Annotated in this window: 20 protein-coding genes; 8 read left to right on the forward strand and 12 right to left on the reverse strand. The window is 45.9% G+C overall.

Annotation, left to right across the window (positions count from 1 at the left end; translation table 11 throughout):
• Positions 1–25: 25 nt before the first annotated feature.
• From gshA to ICN24_RS00630, 4 genes are all read right to left on the reverse strand, one after another.
• A complete protein-coding gene (gene gshA / locus ICN24_RS00615) occupies positions 26–1324 on the reverse strand; it encodes a glutamate--cysteine ligase (RefSeq protein WP_216220675.1) in 1299 nt (432 codons plus the stop codon).
• A gap of 106 nt (positions 1325–1430) precedes the next feature.
• Positions 1431–2915 carry an ammonium transporter gene (locus ICN24_RS00620; protein ID WP_216220676.1) on the reverse strand — a complete coding sequence of 495 codons (1485 nt, stop codon included), beginning with the start codon at positions 2913–2915 and terminating at the stop codon, positions 1431–1433.
• Positions 2916–2928: 13 nt separating this feature from the next.
• Positions 2929–3267, reverse strand: coding sequence for a P-II family nitrogen regulator (locus ICN24_RS00625; protein WP_011903792.1), 339 nt, complete (start codon positions 3265–3267; stop codon positions 2929–2931).
• A gap of 25 nt (positions 3268–3292) precedes the next feature.
• Entirely contained in the window at positions 3293–4198 is a 906-nt protein-coding gene (locus ICN24_RS00630) for a TorF family putative porin (RefSeq protein WP_216220677.1), read from the reverse strand.
• 264 nt (positions 4199–4462) lie between these two features.
• Here ICN24_RS00630 and ICN24_RS00635 point away from each other — a divergent pair, with 264 nt between their 5' ends.
• Positions 4463–4720, forward strand: a complete 258-nt coding sequence (locus ICN24_RS00635) for an accessory factor UbiK family protein (RefSeq protein ID WP_216220678.1) — start codon at positions 4463–4465, stop codon at positions 4718–4720.
• 25 nt (positions 4721–4745) lie between these two features.
• Here the strand turns inward: ICN24_RS00635 and ICN24_RS00640 are convergent, their stop codons facing one another.
• Genes ICN24_RS00640 through ICN24_RS00670 form a run of 7 tightly spaced genes read right to left on the reverse strand, consistent with a single transcriptional unit; the run spans position 4746 to position 9435 of the window.
• Complete coding sequence (locus tag ICN24_RS00640; protein ID WP_216220679.1) at positions 4746–5330, reverse strand: hypothetical protein; 585 nt, start codon at positions 5328–5330, stop codon at positions 4746–4748.
• Entirely contained in the window at positions 5323–6333 is a 1011-nt protein-coding gene (gene lipA / locus ICN24_RS00645) for a lipoyl synthase (protein ID WP_216220681.1), read from the reverse strand. Before lipA ends, ICN24_RS00640 begins: the two co-directional genes overlap by 8 nt.
• Entirely contained in the window at positions 6320–6973 is a 654-nt protein-coding gene (gene lipB, locus ICN24_RS00650; RefSeq protein ID WP_216220683.1) for a lipoyl(octanoyl) transferase LipB, read from the reverse strand. Before lipB ends, lipA begins: the two co-directional genes overlap by 14 nt.
• An 8-nt stretch (positions 6974–6981) precedes the next feature.
• Positions 6982–7248 carry a YbeD family protein gene (locus tag ICN24_RS00655; RefSeq protein ID WP_216220685.1) on the reverse strand — a complete coding sequence of 89 codons (267 nt, stop codon included), beginning with the start codon at positions 7246–7248 and terminating at the stop codon, positions 6982–6984.
• Positions 7249–7267: 19 nt separating this feature from the next.
• On the reverse strand, positions 7268–7984 hold the full coding sequence (locus ICN24_RS00660; RefSeq protein WP_216220687.1) for an alpha/beta hydrolase: 717 nt from the start codon (positions 7982–7984) through the stop codon (positions 7268–7270).
• Between the two features lie 31 nt (positions 7985–8015).
• Positions 8016–8324 (reverse strand): ferredoxin, encoded by a 309-nt coding sequence (locus tag ICN24_RS00665; protein ID WP_216220689.1) that lies wholly within the window; start codon positions 8322–8324, stop codon positions 8016–8018.
• 16 nt (positions 8325–8340) lie between these two features.
• Positions 8341–9435 (reverse strand): VanZ family protein, encoded by a 1095-nt coding sequence (locus ICN24_RS00670; protein WP_216220690.1) that lies wholly within the window; start codon positions 9433–9435, stop codon positions 8341–8343.
• A 37-nt stretch (positions 9436–9472) separates the two neighbouring features.
• On the opposite strand from ICN24_RS00670, the gene ICN24_RS00675 reads away from it, so the two are divergent.
• Complete coding sequence (locus tag ICN24_RS00675) at positions 9473–10267, forward strand: biotin--[acetyl-CoA-carboxylase] ligase (protein ID WP_216220692.1); 795 nt, start codon at positions 9473–9475, stop codon at positions 10265–10267.
• Positions 10264–11076, forward strand: a complete 813-nt coding sequence (locus ICN24_RS00680; RefSeq protein ID WP_216220693.1) for a type III pantothenate kinase — start codon at positions 10264–10266, stop codon at positions 11074–11076. Before ICN24_RS00675 ends, ICN24_RS00680 begins: the two co-directional genes overlap by 4 nt.
• 17 nt (positions 11077–11093) lie before the next feature.
• Here the strand turns inward: ICN24_RS00680 and rfaE2 are convergent, their stop codons facing one another.
• Positions 11094–11582 carry a D-glycero-beta-D-manno-heptose 1-phosphate adenylyltransferase gene (gene rfaE2, locus ICN24_RS00685; RefSeq protein WP_216220694.1) on the reverse strand — a complete coding sequence of 163 codons (489 nt, stop codon included), beginning with the start codon at positions 11580–11582 and terminating at the stop codon, positions 11094–11096.
• 102 nt (positions 11583–11684) lie between these two features.
• On the opposite strand from rfaE2, the gene ICN24_RS00690 reads away from it, so the two are divergent.
• From ICN24_RS00690 to ICN24_RS00710, 5 genes are read left to right on the forward strand one after another with little or no spacing between them, the layout of a single operon-like run.
• Complete coding sequence (locus ICN24_RS00690; protein ID WP_370623105.1) at positions 11685–12257, forward strand: glutathione peroxidase; 573 nt, start codon at positions 11685–11687, stop codon at positions 12255–12257.
• Positions 12254–13642 (forward strand): FAD-dependent oxidoreductase, encoded by a 1389-nt coding sequence (locus tag ICN24_RS00695; protein ID WP_216220695.1) that lies wholly within the window; start codon positions 12254–12256, stop codon positions 13640–13642. The genes ICN24_RS00690 and ICN24_RS00695 overlap by 4 nt, the downstream gene beginning before the upstream one ends.
• On the forward strand, positions 13643–14428 hold the full coding sequence (locus ICN24_RS00700; protein ID WP_216220696.1) for a DUF1365 domain-containing protein: 786 nt from the start codon (positions 13643–13645) through the stop codon (positions 14426–14428).
• A complete protein-coding gene (locus ICN24_RS00705) occupies positions 14425–15720 on the forward strand; it encodes a cyclopropane-fatty-acyl-phospholipid synthase family protein (protein WP_216220697.1) in 1296 nt (431 codons plus the stop codon). Before ICN24_RS00700 ends, ICN24_RS00705 begins: the two co-directional genes overlap by 4 nt.
• Positions 15717–16493 carry an SDR family oxidoreductase gene (locus ICN24_RS00710; protein ID WP_216220700.1) on the forward strand — a complete coding sequence of 259 codons (777 nt, stop codon included), beginning with the start codon at positions 15717–15719 and terminating at the stop codon, positions 16491–16493. The genes ICN24_RS00705 and ICN24_RS00710 overlap by 4 nt, the downstream gene beginning before the upstream one ends.
• Positions 16494–16495 lie beyond the last annotated feature (2 nt).

A 16495-nucleotide genomic window follows, 5' to 3' on the forward strand; every position in this document is an offset into this window, starting at 1 on the left:
TTTAGCAAGTCATTAATACTGCAATTTATGACACTTCCATATCTGGATCAGTTCTCTCAAGCTCTAGTGAGGCTGCCAGAAGTGCCAAACGCGCTACAACGCCATATAAATAGAAGCGGTTGGGGGCTGCGCTACCAGGCTTTGCTCCCAGGTCAGGCATCGAGTTCTGCTCAAAGGCAAGCGGCACAAAATGCATTCCGGGAGCATTTAAGTTCTCATCTGGACCGCGATCTGTATGGACGCGATAGAAACCGCCGATCACATACCGATCAATCATATAAACCACCGGTTCTGCCACTGCTTCATTGACTTTTTCAAAGGTATAAACGCCCTCTTGAATCAGCACATCGCTAACCTCAAGGCCCTCCTTCACCACACTCATTTTGTTGCGATCTTTACGATTCAAGCCTTTGAGCTGAGAAGGATCATTCACCACCATCACGCCCATGCCATAAGTACCTGCATCAGCTTTGACAACAACATATGGCTTTTCTTTAATTCCGTATTCACGGTATTTTTTAGCAGTCTTTTTTAAGACTTGCTCAACAGCCGCTTGTAGCTCATCTTCACCTTTGCGCTCATGAAAATTAATATCTGAGCAACTCGTGAAATAAGGATTAATCATCCATGGATCAATATCAACAACCTTGGCAAACTTCTTCGCTACTTCTTCATATGCCGCGAAATGATTAGATTTACGACGGACATGCCAGCCAGCATGGAGGCCGGGGAGCAGGTATTGCTCATGAATATTTTCTAAAATTGGGGGAATACCAGCAGATAGATCATTGTTTAATAAGATGGAGCAAGGATCAAAATCTTTTAAACCTAAGCGCTGCTTTTTCAAGCCAAGACGAGAAAGAGGTTCCATCAACAATCGATTGCCATCAGGCAACTCAATCCAGGTTGGCTTTTTAATTTCTTCTGAAAACGTACCCAAGCGAACATTAAGTCCAGCTTGGCGCAAGATGGATGACAGGCGTGCAATATTTTGCAGATAGAAAGTGTTACGTGTATGACGCTCTGGAATCAATAATAAATTTTTGGCTTCTGGGCAGATTTTCTCAATTGCAGCCATTGCAGCCTGAACTGCCAAAGGCAACATTTGCGGAGAAAGATTATTAAATCCACCAGGAAAGAGATTGGTATCAACCGGGGCCAACTTAAAACCGGAATTTCGTAAATCCACCGAACAATAGAAAGGCGGGGTATGTTCCTGCCATTCAAGCCTGAACCAGCGCTCAATAGTTGGGGTGGCTTCTAGCACCTTTGACTCTAATTCGAGCAAAGGGCCGCTAAGGGCAGTAATTAGATGTGGAACCATTCCACCATTGTAAGATTTTTAAAAGAAAGACGCGGGATCCTAGGATCCCGCGCTTAAAAACCGAGCAACCAACCAGAGGCTGCCCGGTGAGGGGTAAATCTACTAATTAAGACTCGTAAGCAGTCTCACCGTGTGAGCTGATATCCAAGCCTTCGCGCTCTTCTTCTTCCTTCACACGCAAACCGATCACAATATCGATCAATTTGAAGGCGATGAAAGAAACTACGCCAGACCAAATTACAGTAGTAATTACGCCTTGAGCTTGAACCCACAATTGGCTAGCAATTGAGTAATCAGGAGCAACAGCATTTGCTACATAATCCCAGATGCCTGTGCCGCCCAAAGCTGGATCAGCAAATACACCGGTCAACAAAGCACCAGTAATACCGCCAACGCCGTGAACTCCAAATACGTCCAAGCTGTCGTCTGAACCCAAAATCTTCTTGAGACCAGTAACACCCCAGAGGCAAACTACACCAGCAATTAAACCGATGATGATTGCACCCATTGGGCCCGCAAAACCAGCAGCAGGAGTAATAGCAACCAAACCAGCTACGCAACCAGAAGCCGCGCCCAACATAGAAGGCTTGCCTTTGAGAACCCACTCAGCTACAGACCAGCCCAATACAGCAGCAGCAGTTGCTAAATAAGTATTTACGAAAGCCAATGCAGCGCTACCGTTTGCTTCGAGTGCTGAACCAGCATTGAAACCAAACCAACCGAACCACAAGAGTGCAGCACCAGTCATTACATAAACGAGGTTATGTGGCTTCATTGCTTCTTTGCCGTAACCAATACGCTTGCCGATAACGAATGAGCCAACCAAACCAGCGATCGCAGCATTGATATGAACAACAGTACCGCCAGCAAAGTCGAGAACACCTTTTTGCCACAACCAACCAGCACGAGCAGTAATCGCCTCGAGTGACGCAGCATCTTTGATGTCATCAGGACCAGGCCAGAACCAAACCATGTGAGCGATTGGCAAGTAGCTGAATGTGAACCAAATGACCATGAATACCAAAATTGCAGAGAACTTAGCGCGCTCAGCGAAGGAACCAATGATCAAGCAGCAAGTGATGGTTGCGAACACTGCTTGGAAGGCCATGAATACATATTCAGGAATTACAACACCCTTACTAAAGGTTGCTGCTACTGAATCTGGATTCATACCACCCAAGAACAGACGATCGAGTCCACCAATAAACGCTCCGCCTTCTGTGAATGCAAAGCTGTAGCCATAGATCGCCCACAGCACTGTAATCAAAGAAAAGACCATGAAGCATTGCATGCAGATGGAGAGAATGTTCTTGCTACGTGTCAAACCGCCGTAGAACAAAGCCAAACCAGGAAGCGTCATCAACAACACGAGTGCTGTAGAAACTAACATCCAAGCGGTATCGCCCTTGTTGCACTTTTCAGAGCAAAGAACGGGCGCAGGTTCTGCAGCTGCTGGAGTTGCGGCAGGAGCAGTAACTGCTGGTTTTTTTACTTCATCAGCATGCGCTGGCGAAGTAACAATTACGCCAGTAGCGCCAATAGCCAAGGCCATTGCACCACCAGCTACGAGTCGTTTCATCCAAGTTAACATATTGAACCTCTCTTTAAAGTGCTGACGCGCCGGTTTCACCGGTACGAATACGAATGACGTGCTCAACTGGTGAGACAAAAATCTTGCCATCGCCAATCTTGCCAGTACGTGCAGATTTTTCAATTGCTTCAATCGCACGCTCCAAGATGCCATCTTCAACAGCAGCTTCAATTTTTACTTTAGGCAAAAAGTCGACAACATACTCAGCACCGCGATACAACTCGGTGTGACCTTTTTGACGACCAAAGCCTTTAACTTCAGTGACGGTAATACCCGAAACCCCCACTTCCGAGAGAGCTTCGCGCACTTCGTCAAGCTTGAAGGGCTTGATGATTGCGGTAATTAATTTCATATGTTTCTCCGTTCAGAGGTGGAAATTAGAAAGTTTTAGTAAGGGCTACAACTGCGTTGCCACGACCTTGGTTACCGCCGTTAGGTGTTGAATACACATAAGTGTTGCCCACTTTCTGCGCACTAGTACCAGTGTAGTAAGCAGTAGCAGACAAGCCGCCACCAAAGTCTTTAGTCAAACCAAGCTTCCAGTCGGCATAGCTCAAATTCCATGTACCGTTGTATGGGCTTGAACCAACCACAACGATGTTGTTCGGAACATATTGGTAACCAACGTGTGCATTTACTGTGAGGCCATAAAAACCAGTGTCATAGTTTGCAGTCAAATCTGGGTAGAAAGAGCCCTTAGAGTTTGCAATACCGAACAAGTTGCTTACAGCATAAGAAAACTTCAAGAAGCCAGTCGTTGCACCTGCAGTAAAGTTTTGCGCTGCATACAACTCTGTTGTGCTTGGGTTAACGCCAGAACTTTGACGAATTGTTGGAGTAGCGTTTACCAAGTTAGCAGACTGAATGCCAGGCAAACCAGACGTCGGGTAGTAGTACTGCAATACACCGAAATCACTAGCAAAACCTTCGCCGATCAATTCTTTCTTGATACCGGCATAAAAATCCATCTCTACCGGAGCGGAAACAGAATGCCCCCATGGAGAAGTACCGCCGTAGCTATCGCTGATCCAGCTGATTGAGCTGTTCCAGTTACCTACATAGAAACCGCTTTCATGGGCGTAATCAAAGCCGCCTTGAATTGCTGGTTTGTTATTCGATTGTGTCAAACCACGATAGATATAGCTGCTAGCTACTGTTACGTTAGCAGTGATTGGGCTTACTTCTGGGGCTGCCGCTTCTTCGGCGAATGCTGAAGAACACGCCAAGCCGGCCAGCAAAGCTGCTGCTGTTGCAGAGATTGCTGTTTTCTGTAAAGTTTTCATACTTAACTCCTTACTGGTTTGTAATAAAAAATGGGTTGAATGCTTATTGCATAGGGTGATATTGAAGGTCGGAGCAGATTTGAATTTGGGCGCATTCCCCTAATTAAGGCCTTCGCCCTGCTTTGGTGCTCAATAGTGCACCAATATAGTGAATATTCAGCATTTTTAGCCAGATTTGCCCATTTTCACCAGTTTTGAGCACTCAACTTAAAATATCAATGTGTATCTTTTATGCAACTTTAAATAGAACTGCGAAACCCCATCATGCAAAAACCAGGTGAAATCCTCGAGCAAATCCAACGCATTGCAAGTGATATGCAAAACAAAGTAGGTGATGCCATTCGTAATTCACCGGCGCAAGAAATTGAAAAGAATGTACGTGCGATGATGAACCAAGGTTTTCAGAAGATGGATCTAGTCACTCGCGAAGAGTTTGAGCTGCAGGGAAAAGTTCTGGCTAAGACAAGAGAAAAGCTTGAAGCGCTTGAAGCCAAAGTGGCTGCATTAGAAAAAACCCAATAAAAAACGAAAACAGATGCAGTGCGTTTTACTCTGGGTAAAACTCATTGAAAAAATTTGTATAGTCTTCTTGAGATAAAAAAGTTTTTGCATCTACCGCATCGCTGGCTGCATGCAAGATGGATATTTGATAAACCCAACTATTGCCTTTATCCACTAAACGCGTGATCCAACGAACGCGCATTGCTTGGGTAGCCTTCCCATTTGATGCAAACGTAATGAAATAATCTTTTGTGGGTAAGCCTTGACGCTGACCAGCACGATACAGGGCATCCTCCGTAACAACTATCCCACCAGCAGCTTTCGCCCTGTCTATCAAATTACTCTGAAGCAATGCAATGACTTGCTTAGCCGCAGCAGCCTGATTTTCTGGAATTTGGATTGCGCTAATTGAGTAAATGTCATCGTCAACTTTGGCTGCCTCCAAAGTTTGTAGAAAATCTTGATCTTGAACTGGAATGTGGCGCTCTAATTTGTCTGGCTTGGCAGGGAAAAGCGCGCTATACCCTTGCTCGGGTGACTGAACTGTACGCCAATTTAACTTAGGGCTACATGCTGACAAAAAAGCAAGGGCTGCAATAAAGATGCAAACCTTTAAAACATTTTTAGACAATGCCAGCCCCATGAGCTTGTTGATCCGCGTGATAACTTGAACGCACCATCGCGCCAACTGCTGCGTGTGAGAAGCCCATTTCATATGCCTTCTCTTCAAACATCTTAAAAACATCAGGATGCACGTAACGCTGAACTGGCAAGTGGTGACCTGAAGGTGCAAGATATTGGCCGATGGTCAACATATCAATATTGTGCTCACGCATATCCCGCATGACTTCTAGAATTTCTTCGTCTGTTTCTCCCAAACCAACCATGAGACCACTCTTAGTAGGAATATTAGGAAAACGCTCTTTAAAGTCTTTTAATAACTTCAAAGAATGGAGGTAATCAGCGCCTGGCCTTGCCTGTTTATACAAGCGAGGCACTGTTTCTAAATTGTGGTTCATGACATCTGGCAAGCCTTGCGGGGCATGCTCGGCAAAAATATCCAATGCCTTATCTAAGCGCCCACGAAAATCTGGAACCAATACTTCAATACGAGTGCTTGGTGAAAGTGTGCGTGATTGAGAAATGCAATCGACATAATGCATTGCACCGCCATCACGCAAGTCATCACGATCTACGCTGGTAATCACTACGTAATTGAGCTTTAGAGCGGCAATCGTACGGGCAAGGTTTGCAGGCTCTTTTTCATCTAGGGGGTCTGGTCGGCCATGGCCCACATCACAGAAGGGGCAACGACGGGTGCACTTATCGCCCATGATCATAAAAGTTGCCGTACCTTTACCAAAGCACTCCCCGATATTGGGGCAGCTTGCTTCTTCGCAGACCGTGACTAATTCATTCTCACGCAAAATTTTCTTAATTTCAGCGAATCGAGAATTTCCAGAGGCCGCCTTTACCCGAATCCAATCTGGTTTTTTGAGCACCTCTTCTAAAGGCACAATTTTGATTGGAATACGCGCAGTCTTTTCGCTCGACTTTTGTTTACGCGTAGCGTCATACTGAAGATCTTGACGCGCTTCTACAGACTGTTGGGTATCGGTTTTATTTGTGGTCATGTGGCATCAGTTGCTTTTGCAGGTGCTCCAAAAGCTTATTGCTAATAGTATCTATATTGTCCTTGATCCCAAGAGTTTGCATATCGACCGTCTTTAAGCCCTCATAACCACAAGGGTGGATTCGCCCAAAAGCCTCTAAATCGGTAGCTACATTCAAAGCCAGGCCATGATAAGAGCAGCTTTTAGAGACTTTAAGACCAAGAGCAGCAATCTTGGCCCCAAACCACTCAGTTGGCACCGATGCCTGCTCAGAAACGTAAATGCCCGGAGCGCCAGCATGCCTCTCAGCTTGAATTCCAAAATCGGCCAAGGTGTCAATAACGGCCTGCTCAATACGAGAAACCAGTTCTTTTACAAAAATTCCAAGACGCTTTAAATCCAGCAAGAGGTAGACCACTATCTGACCGGGCCCATGATATGTAATTTCACCACCCCGATCCACTTGCACCATGGGTATTTGATTGCTTGGGGAATGGAGGTTGCTAGCATCACCAGCTAAGCCCAAAGTAAAAACGGGTGGGTGCTCTAAAACCCAAATTTCATCTGGTGTAGTGCCATTGCGCTCTTGAGTAAAAGCACGCATCGCTTCATACGTCGTTGCGTAATCCGCTAGGCCAAGATGCTTTACTAAAGCTGACATACAGCCGTTTAAAGAACGATGCTAACTAAAGGGTGTGTCGATAGAGTGCGATACAACTCATCGAGCTGCTCACGACTCGTCGCAGTAATCGGCAAAGTAATGCCTAGATAATTTCCATCTTTAGATGGTCGCTGCTCCACTTTGCTCTCATCAAACGTTGGATCAAATTGCTTGGCAATATGAAGAATTGCTGGCAAATACTCTGGATTGCTTTTCCCCATCACCTTGATAGGAAACAGTGAAGGGTATTCAATTAATGATTTTTCTTCAGTCATAATTTTTTAAACATCTCTCTTAATAATTGCGATGATCTGGCATGCCTAACCAGGCGCCAGTAATGATGTTGCGTATGCAATGTAGCCTGCGATGAAAAAAGTGGTCCGCACCAGGAACTACTTGAACCGTTAACTCCTGAGGGCGCGCCCAATCTAATACATCAATCAGGGGGATAGTTTCATCTAGCTCGCCATGAATCAAAATGGTGTCGGCCGGCACTTGAGCCAATACCCATTTACCCGCAGCACTACCTACCATCACCAAACGCTCTGCTGGGCGACCCAAATCAGCCAACCTCTGCACCAGATGACTGCCAACAAAACTACCAAAGGAGAAACCCGAAACCACTAATGGCAAAGTATTAGCTGACGAGGTCCAGGATTGATTGGCGGTCGCCTCAAATTGTGACCAACTAGAAGGCGTCTGCATCCATTCTGTTACATGCAGTAAGTCTTCTAACTCACCGACGCCATCATCATGCACGCCTTCGGTACCACCAACACCGCGAAAATTCGGGCGTACACTGATATAACCTAATTGATTGAATGCGCGCGCCATAGTTTGCGCAACTTTATTATCCATCGTGCCGCCCATCAGCGGGTGTGGATGTGCAACCAAGGCCAAGCCACGGACCGCAAATAAAGGGTTGCTTTTTAATTCATCCGGTAGATCAATTGACATTTCAATTGATCCCACAATGCCATTAATCTGAATGAGTTTTGTACGACTATTCATCTAAAAAACTTTCAACAATAACTTAAGAAAATTATGCTAACTGCAAGCGTGCTACTGGAGTGCCACCTATTAAATGCGACTGAATGATTTCCTCTACATCTTCATGATCTACCAAGGTATACCAAACCCCCTGAGGATAGACCACCATCACCGGTCCATCAGCACAGCGGTCCAAGCAACCTGCTTTATTCACCCGAATCTTGCCTGGGCCAGCCAGACCAAGCTCTTTAACACGGTTTTTGGCATATTCAAATAGGGCGAATGCATTATGACGATCGCAACAATCCTCGCCATTACTACGTTGATTCAAGCAAAAAAATAAGTGGTGTGAAAAGCTCATATCAAAATTATCTTTATTAATATTTAGAGTGTGTATCTTTAGTATTGCGCATCGTCCAGATAAATGCCAATGGCAACCATATCACTGATACCCATTGCATCAACTCATTGAAATGCAATAAACGTCCTTGATGCCAATGCCGCAGTGTAAGGATGAAATAAGGATTATCAGGTAGAACATTAATCGCTATTGTGGCTACCACCAAACAAAAAATTGCTAAGAGGTATTTAGTTTTAGATGGCAATCGCAAGGCCCATCTTAAGACCACTGTCGCTATTAACATCCCCCAGAATGCACCTGCGGTAAGCCATATCAAACCAAACTCACCGCCAAATTGCAAAGCAGTGAACAAACATTTCAAGAGCACCGTTACACCCAATAAACCATTGAGAATTTGCCACTGAGGCGCTTTGGCACGCATCCCAACAGATAGTAATAAAGCTACGCCAACCCAGCATAGTCCTGTGATCAAGGTTTCTTGAGCGACTTGATTAATAACCATCGTCCCCCAATCAATCGAACCAAATACCACATGGCCCCAAACACCAACCCCAAGCCAAGAACTTTGTGGGTAAATTTGTGACCAAGGAAACAACAAGAATAGTGCGCATATGGCCCAATTCAAACCAAACCACTGATCAAAGCGACGACGGATTGCGCTACCTGACAACCATTCGGGACCCAAGGGAATTGCCAGCAATCCACCCAATAACCCTCCAAATACATTAGCCCACCAGTCCATCAAACTAGGGACGCGAGTCGGCACCCAAGACTGCAAGGTTTCTACGCTCAGAGCAATCAGCGCACTTAAACAGATGGCAAGAGCTAATGCGACAAAATTTCTCCAGCGAGGGTATGCCGCAAAGACCACCAAAAATCCAAAGGGGATATAAGCCAGGATATTCACCGAAACATCGAAGAGCGTAATAAATCGTGGCAGAGGGGCTTCGAGCCACGCCCAGGGTGCAATACCAATCTGAAAATCAAAATCAAACGGATTTAAGCTCACGTAGATGATCAACAGGGCGTAAACTAAGACCATAGCCCTGGCTAGCGGCATCGCCTGGAGAGGCCAAACTAACTGACGGGGACGTGAATCTTTCTGTTGCATCCCACAATTCTAGGTCAGACCTTTCTACAATGTCGAAATGACTGCTAATTGCATCCTTGAGCGTATTGCCCAAACCGAGTCCACCAACAATGATCTTTTAGAGCGCTGGAGAGCTGGCACCCTGCTTGATCCCGTGGCACGTATCGCTCATGAACAAACTGCCGGCAAAGGCAGGGCTGGCCGTGTCTGGTTAGCAAATCCTGCAGATTCGATGTGTTTTTCTTATGCGCACCCATTTAATAAAAATCCTGCGCAACTTACAGGCTTGAGTTTGGTAGTAGGCATGGCAGTCCTCACAGGGATTGCCCAGGCGTGCAAAATCGACTTGCCCGACCTTTACCAAGCAGGATTACGCCTTAAGTGGCCAAATGATTTACTACTCAATGGCGCTAAATTCGGCGGCATCCTCATTGAGGGTGGTCAAGCTAAAGCGGGCGACCCGAGCTGGATGATTGTCGGAATAGGCCTGAATTTAAAAAATGCCAAAGCGATTAAAGCGAGTCTCGATCAAGCCGGCGTTAAGGTAGGATCAATAGAGCAATTACTATCTAATACCTCACTACCAGACACAGATTACCTGTGGTTAACCTTGCTCGAATCACTACAAACACATTTTCAGAAGTTCGAAAAAGAGGGCTTCCCCGCTTTTCAAGCAGAGTGGCTTCAATGGGATGCCTATGCCAATCAGAGCGTTTGTATTTCGGGTGCAGGTCAAGAACCCATCTACGGCATTGCACAGGGGGTTGATAGTCATGGTGCTCTCTTGCTAAAGCAAGCTGATAAAACCACCACTATTTATGCGGGCGATGTTTCACTAAGGATGCAAGCATGAGTTTGTATTTAATTTTTGACGTGGGCAATACACGCCTTAAGTGGGCGGCTGTGGAATCTACCCAAAATCCATCTGACCAACAAAAAAAGTTATGGGCTTACTCTGGGTCCGTGAGCAGTAAATCATTGCAATCGCCAGAGCATCGAGTAGAACTTGCTGACTATATTTCTAAAACCTTACCAAGACCTGATGCCATTGGATTTACTTGTGTAGCAGGGACTGAGGCAATCTCCAATCTCCAATCTCTATTTCCACAGTGGCATGACTTGGAGTGGCAACAGTTAAAGGGTGATAGTACTTTTGATGGTATCCGCAGCTTATATCAAGATCCGAGTAAGTTAGGCGCTGACCGTTGGGCAGCAATCATCGGAGCGCGCGTCCTATCGAAAACCAATGCACTGGTGATCAGCGCCGGCACCGCCACCACCATCGATTTGCTGGGCTCTAACGGTGTGCACCATGGCGGCTGGATCCTGCCAGGCTTAGGCTTAATGCAGCAAAGTTTAGAAGCAAACACCGCAAACCTTCCACTAGCAATTCGGGAAGATGGCCAGCGACATTTTGGCATCTCAACCAATCAAGCCATTATTGGGGGATGTGATGCTGCACAACTTGGCGCCATTTTGTATGCAATTGAAACTGCACAAGAGATGCATCAACCGATTGAAAAAATTTGGCTAGATGGTGGCAATGCGAAAATTCTTGAAAAAGAAATGCGCAGGCTAGAAAAATTGAAGTCCTTCAACATTGAACATAGCGAAGGTTTAGTGCTGCGCGGTGTATGGGCATGGCTCTTAGGTAATGCCTAAAACTCAAGCGCTAAAAATTAAGAGCGAATTTTTCCCAAAAGAGTGGTGGTGGAGCGCTCATATAAAAAAGGAATGGCAATTGCTTTTCCACCCCAAGTCTTGACCAGATTTGTTTCTGCCAATGTATCAATCTCATAGTCTCCACCCTTGACATAAATATCAGGGCGAATTTTTTCAATGAGATTTACTGGTGTTTGCTCTGTGAACAAAACGACCATATCAACACTGGCCAGAGCAGCCAACAACGCTTGACGATCAGCTTCTGTATTAATCGGTCTATCGTCACCTTTGCCTAGCATTTTGACTGATGCATCTGAATTTACCCCGACCACCAAACTCGCTCCCAATGCACGGGCTTGATCTAAATAGCTAGCGTGGCCTCGATGCAAGATATCAAACACACCATTAGTAAACACGAGGGGTCTAGGTAATGTAGCAATGCGAGCCTCAAGCTGCTCAAGTGGGCAAACTTTAGACTCAAATGAAGGTGGGGGTAAAGAGCTCATATCGCAATCTTAATGGCATTGAATGACATTCTGCGATATTACCGAGAATGTCTTAGACTGGAGCACTCATCAGCAAAACAATCAAGAGACAATATGAACCGCATGGCAATCAACACAGCGCTGGGATGGATTTTTGGCTTTTTTACTCTAATTCTCGCGAACCAGACGGTAAATGCTGCGCCGAGCTGTAGCCCACTGCTATCCCATAGCTTTCCTCGCCTACAGGATGAGGCGCCACAAAACCTCTGCCAATATCAGGGCAAAGTGATCTTGGTGGTCAATACAGCCAGTTTTTGCGGCTTTACTAGCCAATATGAGGGCTTAGAAAAAATCTATGCCAAATACAAGGACGAGGGTTTTGTAGTGCTTGGTTTTCCATCAAATGATTTTGGCCAACAAGAGCCTGGAAGTAATAAAGAAATTGCCGATTTCTGCAAGAACACTTACGACGTGAAGTTTCCGATGTTTGCAAAATCGGTGGTTTCTGGAAGCAATCCCAATCCTCTTTTTAAAATGCTGATTGCAAAAACGGGAACAACACCTAAATGGAATTTTTACAAATACCTCATCAACCGCAATGGTGAGGTAATTGATTCTTATGGCAGCGTTACTAAACCCACCAGTACCTCTATTACCAATGAAATTGAAAAGCTCTTGAAGGAAAAAGCGCAGTGAGTAAAAAAAGAATTGCCATTATTGGTGCAGGTATTTCGGGTTTAGGGTGCGCATATGCTTTAAGACAAAATCCCCATGTTGAGCTCACGCTTTATGAGGGCGGAGACCATATCGGCGGTCATAGCAATACCGTAGACTTCACCTGCAAAATTGATGGCGCCGAAATTACTCACGGTATTGATACTGGCTTTTTGGTTTTTAACCGCAAAACTTACCCGCGCTTAGTGAGGCTTTTTGAGGAAATTGAGGCGCCAGTCGCCCCATCCGAGATGTCCTTCTCAGTCTCTATAGAGAGCTCTGAAAAAAATTCAAGTCGTCCCAAAATTGAATGGGCTGGTAACGATCTTAATTCCTTTTTTGGCCAACGATTAAACCTACTCTCTCCCGCATTTTGGAGAATGGCGCGCGATATTCTGCGCTTTAACCGCCTGGCTACCGAACTTGCTCATCAGCAGATTGCTGCTGGACATCAACATACCGAGCCAGATGAAACCATTGCCAATTTTTTAGACCGCAACCGTTTCAGCGCAAGCTTTAGAGAGAATTATTTTCTACCCATGATTGGCGCCATCTGGTCTTGCTCGGTGGAGCAAATGTTGGAATTTCCCATTCGGACCATGATTCGCTTTTGCCATAACCATGGTCTATTGCAAATTCAGAACCGTCCCCAGTGGCTCACCATTCGTGGTGGCTCAAGAGAATATGTGAAGCGGATTGTGAACGCCTTAGAACAGCATCAAGTTGTCATTCGACGCGAGTCTGTTTTGCGTGTCAACGCTCGCCGAAGCGAAGGGGCGCAAGTTGAGGTGATTAGTCCTTCAGGCTCAGAATGGTTTGATGAAGTTGTGATGGCTTGCCACAGTGATCAAACTTTAGACTTAGTACACGGCATTGATCAGCAAGCCCGAAACATTTTGGCCGCTATTCCCTATCAAAAGAATCGCGCCATTCTTCACACTGATACTCGCTTTTTGCCTGAAACAAAGCGATGCTGGGCCGCATGGAACTATACGGCGAAATCAGGCTCAAACCCTTCGTCAAAACAGCATGTCAGCGTCAATTACCTGATTAATCGCTTGCAGCCACTTCCCGAGCAGCTAAAAAACACACAGATTATTGTGAGCCTGAACCCCTCATCAGAGCCCAATCCAAAATTAGTGCATCAAGAAATTCACTACTCGCATCCCGTGTTTGATATGAGCGCAATCCAAGCACAAAAAGAGCTGCCCCTCATTCAAGGCGCAGCCTCGATTTGGTACTGCGGTGCATGGACAGGGTTTGGCTTCCACGAAGATGGACTTCGCTCTGGAGAATTAGTTGCTGAAGCGTTGATTGAAAGCATCCGCTCGCCTCTCCAGATGAATCCAAAGCAAGATGCCCAATAAATGAATCAGCCAAAGATTAACTTTGGAGTTGTTAAGCATCGACGTTTACGTCCAGCACACAATCAATTTGGCTATGGCGTATTTACGGTATCCATTCCGATGCGGGCGCGCAAGCTTCACCCGCAAATCTTGGTGCAGCACGGCCTAAAGGACAACTCCTCCGGCCTATTCTCATTCTTTGATCAAGATCACGGACAAGGTGACTCAGACAGCCTTGCTTGGATTGAGAATCTCTTACAGGAAAATCAAGTACATCATCCTGATGGTGAAATTTGGCTACAGACTTTTCCAAGAGTGTTGGCTTATGTGTTTAATCCAGTGAGCTTTTGGATATGCGTCAGCCCTGAAGGCAAAGTCAGAGCAGTTCTCGCCGAAGTAAACAATACTTTTGGTGAGCGGCACTGCTATCTGCTGCATAAAAAATCTGGAGATTACTTGCTCTCCGGCGAGACACTTACAAGTGCCAAGGTATTTCATGTTTCGCCATTTTGCGAAGTGCGTGGAGAGTACCAGTTTCGCTTTTTATTCTCTCAAGACAGCACCAGTCAGCGCGACTCCGTAGCCCGTATTGAGCTTCATGAAGATGGCTCGCCGCTGATTTACACCAGCATCAGCGGTACTAGCGAGATTTTAAGTAGGTCAGCATTATTTCGTGCGTTTTTACGCTACCCCCTGATGAGCTTAGGTGTGATTTTCCGTATTCATTGGCAGGCATTGAAATTATGGCTAAAAGGTGTACCCTTTCACTCAAAACCAAAACCACCGGAATTTGAAGTTAGCAGATGAACCGTCCTGGACAAACCCTTCTCTCCCGTCTGAATTTTTCAAACACGCCATCTCATGGTGTTCGTAAGCCAACCAAAGACTGGAGCGCCAAAACACTCTTGGGTCTGCTATCGCAACTCAAGAGCGGCCACCTACAAATCACATTGCCCAATGGTGAGCTCAGAGAATTTGGCAATCCTACCGACCCATTTAAAGCGGATATTCAAATTCTGGATTGGTCTGTTTTCAAACAAGTGATGTCGCATGGGGATATTGGTTTTGCCGAGAGCTTTATTCGCGGGCAATGGAATACCTCAGACTTGAAAGCCGTTCTCGAGCTTGCTATTCGTAATCGCAATATTCTAGAAAAAGCAATTTATGGCAACTGGCTTGGATCAGCACTCTATCGCCTGAAGCACTGGCTGCGTGATAACAGCAAAGCGGGTAGTCGCAAGAACATTCATGCCCATTACGATTTAGGTAATGCTTTTTACAGTCTCTGGCTCGACCCTACTATGAGCTACTCTAGCGCCTGGTTTTCTGAAGGCGATAAACAGTCTTTAGCAGAGGCACAAAGAGCGAAAATCAAACGCATCTTGCTTGCCCTAAACACCCAACCTGGAGAGCGTATTCTGGAGATTGGTTGTGGTTGGGGAGGCGTAATGGAGGAGGCACTCAGAAACGGCATCTCCATTACCGGACTTACGCTCAGTACCGAACAAAAAGCCTATGCAGAAGAGCGCCTTGCCAAATGTAATGCCACAATAAGCACGCCGAGCACTTTTGATGTTCGACTACAAGACTATCGAGATTGCCAGGATCAATTTGATGGAATTGCATCTGTTGAAATGTTTGAGGCGGTTGGCGAAAAACATTGGCCTGAATACTTCCAAACGATTGCAAATTGCCTGAAGGTAGGCGGCAAGGCCTGTGTACAAACTATTGTGATCGCTGAAGAGTTATTTGAGCGCTATCGCCACAATACTGACTTCATTCAACAGTATGTATTTCCAGGTGGCATGCTGCCCTCTAGGGCCAGCTTTAAAGCGAGTGCTGCGAAAGCCGGTTTAAAAATTGAGGAGGAGTTTGCATTTGGTGCTGACTACGCCAAGACGCTGTGCTTATGGCGTGATAGCTTTAATCAGAAGCTGCAAGAAGTTCGTCAACTTGGCTTTGATGAGGCGTTTATACGCCTCTGGAACTTTTACCTCATGTACTGCGCTGCTGGCTTTGCTGAGCGCAATATCGACGTAGTGCAATTTACCCTCACTCACGAGACTCCAATGCCGTCACCGAATGCGCTTAAAGTATGAAGCAACAGGGAATCAGTAATTTCTCTGGTAAACGTGTCTGGGTTATTGGGGCATCAAGCGGTATTGGCGAGGCATGCGCCAAGGCTTTACTAAAAGAAGGCGCTCTACTTGCGCTCTCGAGCAGAAGAATTGAGCGTCTTAATGCGATTGCAGAACAAGCAGCCCCGAACCAGGCAATGGTGCTACCTCTAGATGTTACTAATCACGCCGCACTACAACATGCTTACAAGATGATCTTGGACAACTGGGGCAAGATAGATCTATTGTTATTTGTTTCCGGGATGTATATCCCTTTGCGGGCTGAACATTTTGAAATAGAAGCAGCTGAGCAAACCATTGAAGCCAATCTTCTAGGGCCGATGAGGGCGGTCGCACTGGTATTGCCAGAAATGCTTAAGGCACATGCCGGACATATTGCGATTGTTGGTAGTGTTGCGGGCTATAGCGGGCTTCCTAAGGCCTTAGCTTATGGTCCTAGCAAGGCTGGCATTATTAACTTCTGCGAAACGCTGTATTACGACTTACTCCCAGAAGGCATCAGCGTCCATATGATCTCTCCGGGATTTGTGGCGACTGAAGCGACCGCTCAGAATGATTTTGAAATGCCGGCATTAATTACCGCGGATGAAGCCGCAAAAGAGATTTTAGAGGGCATACATCGTGGGGAGTTTGATATTCACTTCCCCAAACGGTTCTCTAGATTCTTGAAGTTCCTCAGAATCCTGCCCTACCCACTGTATTTTTGGATAGTGCGCCGCTTCGTCAAAATTTAAGG

It is taken from the genome of Polynucleobacter sp. UK-Kesae-W10 (assembly GCF_018881575.1).
Classification (GTDB): Bacteria; Pseudomonadota; Gammaproteobacteria; order Burkholderiales; family Burkholderiaceae; genus Polynucleobacter.

What these genes read in the sequence shown, in the direction of transcription:
- ICN24_RS00690 (WP_370623105.1), top strand. Translation starts at nt 11,685, where the DNA reads ATGGCAATCAACACAGCGCTGGGATGGATTTTTGGCTTTTTTACTCTA.
- ICN24_RS00675 (WP_216220692.1), top strand. Translation starts at nt 9,473, where the DNA reads ATGACTGCTAATTGCATCCTTGAGCGTATTGCCCAAACCGAGTCCACC.
- ICN24_RS00700 (WP_216220696.1), top strand. Translation starts at nt 13,643, where the DNA reads ATGAATCAGCCAAAGATTAACTTTGGAGTTGTTAAGCATCGACGTTTA.
- ICN24_RS00625 (WP_011903792.1), bottom strand. Translation starts at nt 3,267, where the DNA reads ATGAAATTAATTACCGCAATCATCAAGCCCTTCAAGCTTGACGAAGTG.
- lipB (WP_216220683.1), bottom strand. Translation starts at nt 6,973, where the DNA reads ATGTCAGCTTTAGTAAAGCATCTTGGCCTAGCGGATTACGCAACGACG.
- ICN24_RS00660 (WP_216220687.1), bottom strand. Translation starts at nt 7,984, where the DNA reads ATGAATAGTCGTACAAAACTCATTCAGATTAATGGCATTGTGGGATCA.
- lipA (WP_216220681.1), bottom strand. Translation starts at nt 6,333, where the DNA reads ATGACCACAAATAAAACCGATACCCAACAGTCTGTAGAAGCGCGTCAA.
- ICN24_RS00705 (WP_216220697.1), top strand. Translation starts at nt 14,425, where the DNA reads ATGAACCGTCCTGGACAAACCCTTCTCTCCCGTCTGAATTTTTCAAAC.
- ICN24_RS00665 (WP_216220689.1), bottom strand. Translation starts at nt 8,324, where the DNA reads ATGAGCTTTTCACACCACTTATTTTTTTGCTTGAATCAACGTAGTAAT.
- rfaE2 (WP_216220694.1), bottom strand. Translation starts at nt 11,582, where the DNA reads ATGAGCTCTTTACCCCCACCTTCATTTGAGTCTAAAGTTTGCCCACTT.
- ICN24_RS00710 (WP_216220700.1), top strand. Translation starts at nt 15,717, where the DNA reads ATGAAGCAACAGGGAATCAGTAATTTCTCTGGTAAACGTGTCTGGGTT.
- ICN24_RS00630 (WP_216220677.1), bottom strand. Translation starts at nt 4,198, where the DNA reads ATGAAAACTTTACAGAAAACAGCAATCTCTGCAACAGCAGCAGCTTTG.
- gshA (WP_216220675.1), bottom strand. Translation starts at nt 1,324, where the DNA reads ATGGTTCCACATCTAATTACTGCCCTTAGCGGCCCTTTGCTCGAATTA.
- ICN24_RS00635 (WP_216220678.1), top strand. Translation starts at nt 4,463, where the DNA reads ATGCAAAAACCAGGTGAAATCCTCGAGCAAATCCAACGCATTGCAAGT.
- ICN24_RS00680 (WP_216220693.1), top strand. Translation starts at nt 10,264, where the DNA reads ATGAGTTTGTATTTAATTTTTGACGTGGGCAATACACGCCTTAAGTGG.
- ICN24_RS00620 (WP_216220676.1), bottom strand. Translation starts at nt 2,915, where the DNA reads ATGTTAACTTGGATGAAACGACTCGTAGCTGGTGGTGCAATGGCCTTG.
- ICN24_RS00655 (WP_216220685.1), bottom strand. Translation starts at nt 7,248, where the DNA reads ATGACTGAAGAAAAATCATTAATTGAATACCCTTCACTGTTTCCTATC.
- ICN24_RS00670 (WP_216220690.1), bottom strand. Translation starts at nt 9,435, where the DNA reads ATGCAACAGAAAGATTCACGTCCCCGTCAGTTAGTTTGGCCTCTCCAG.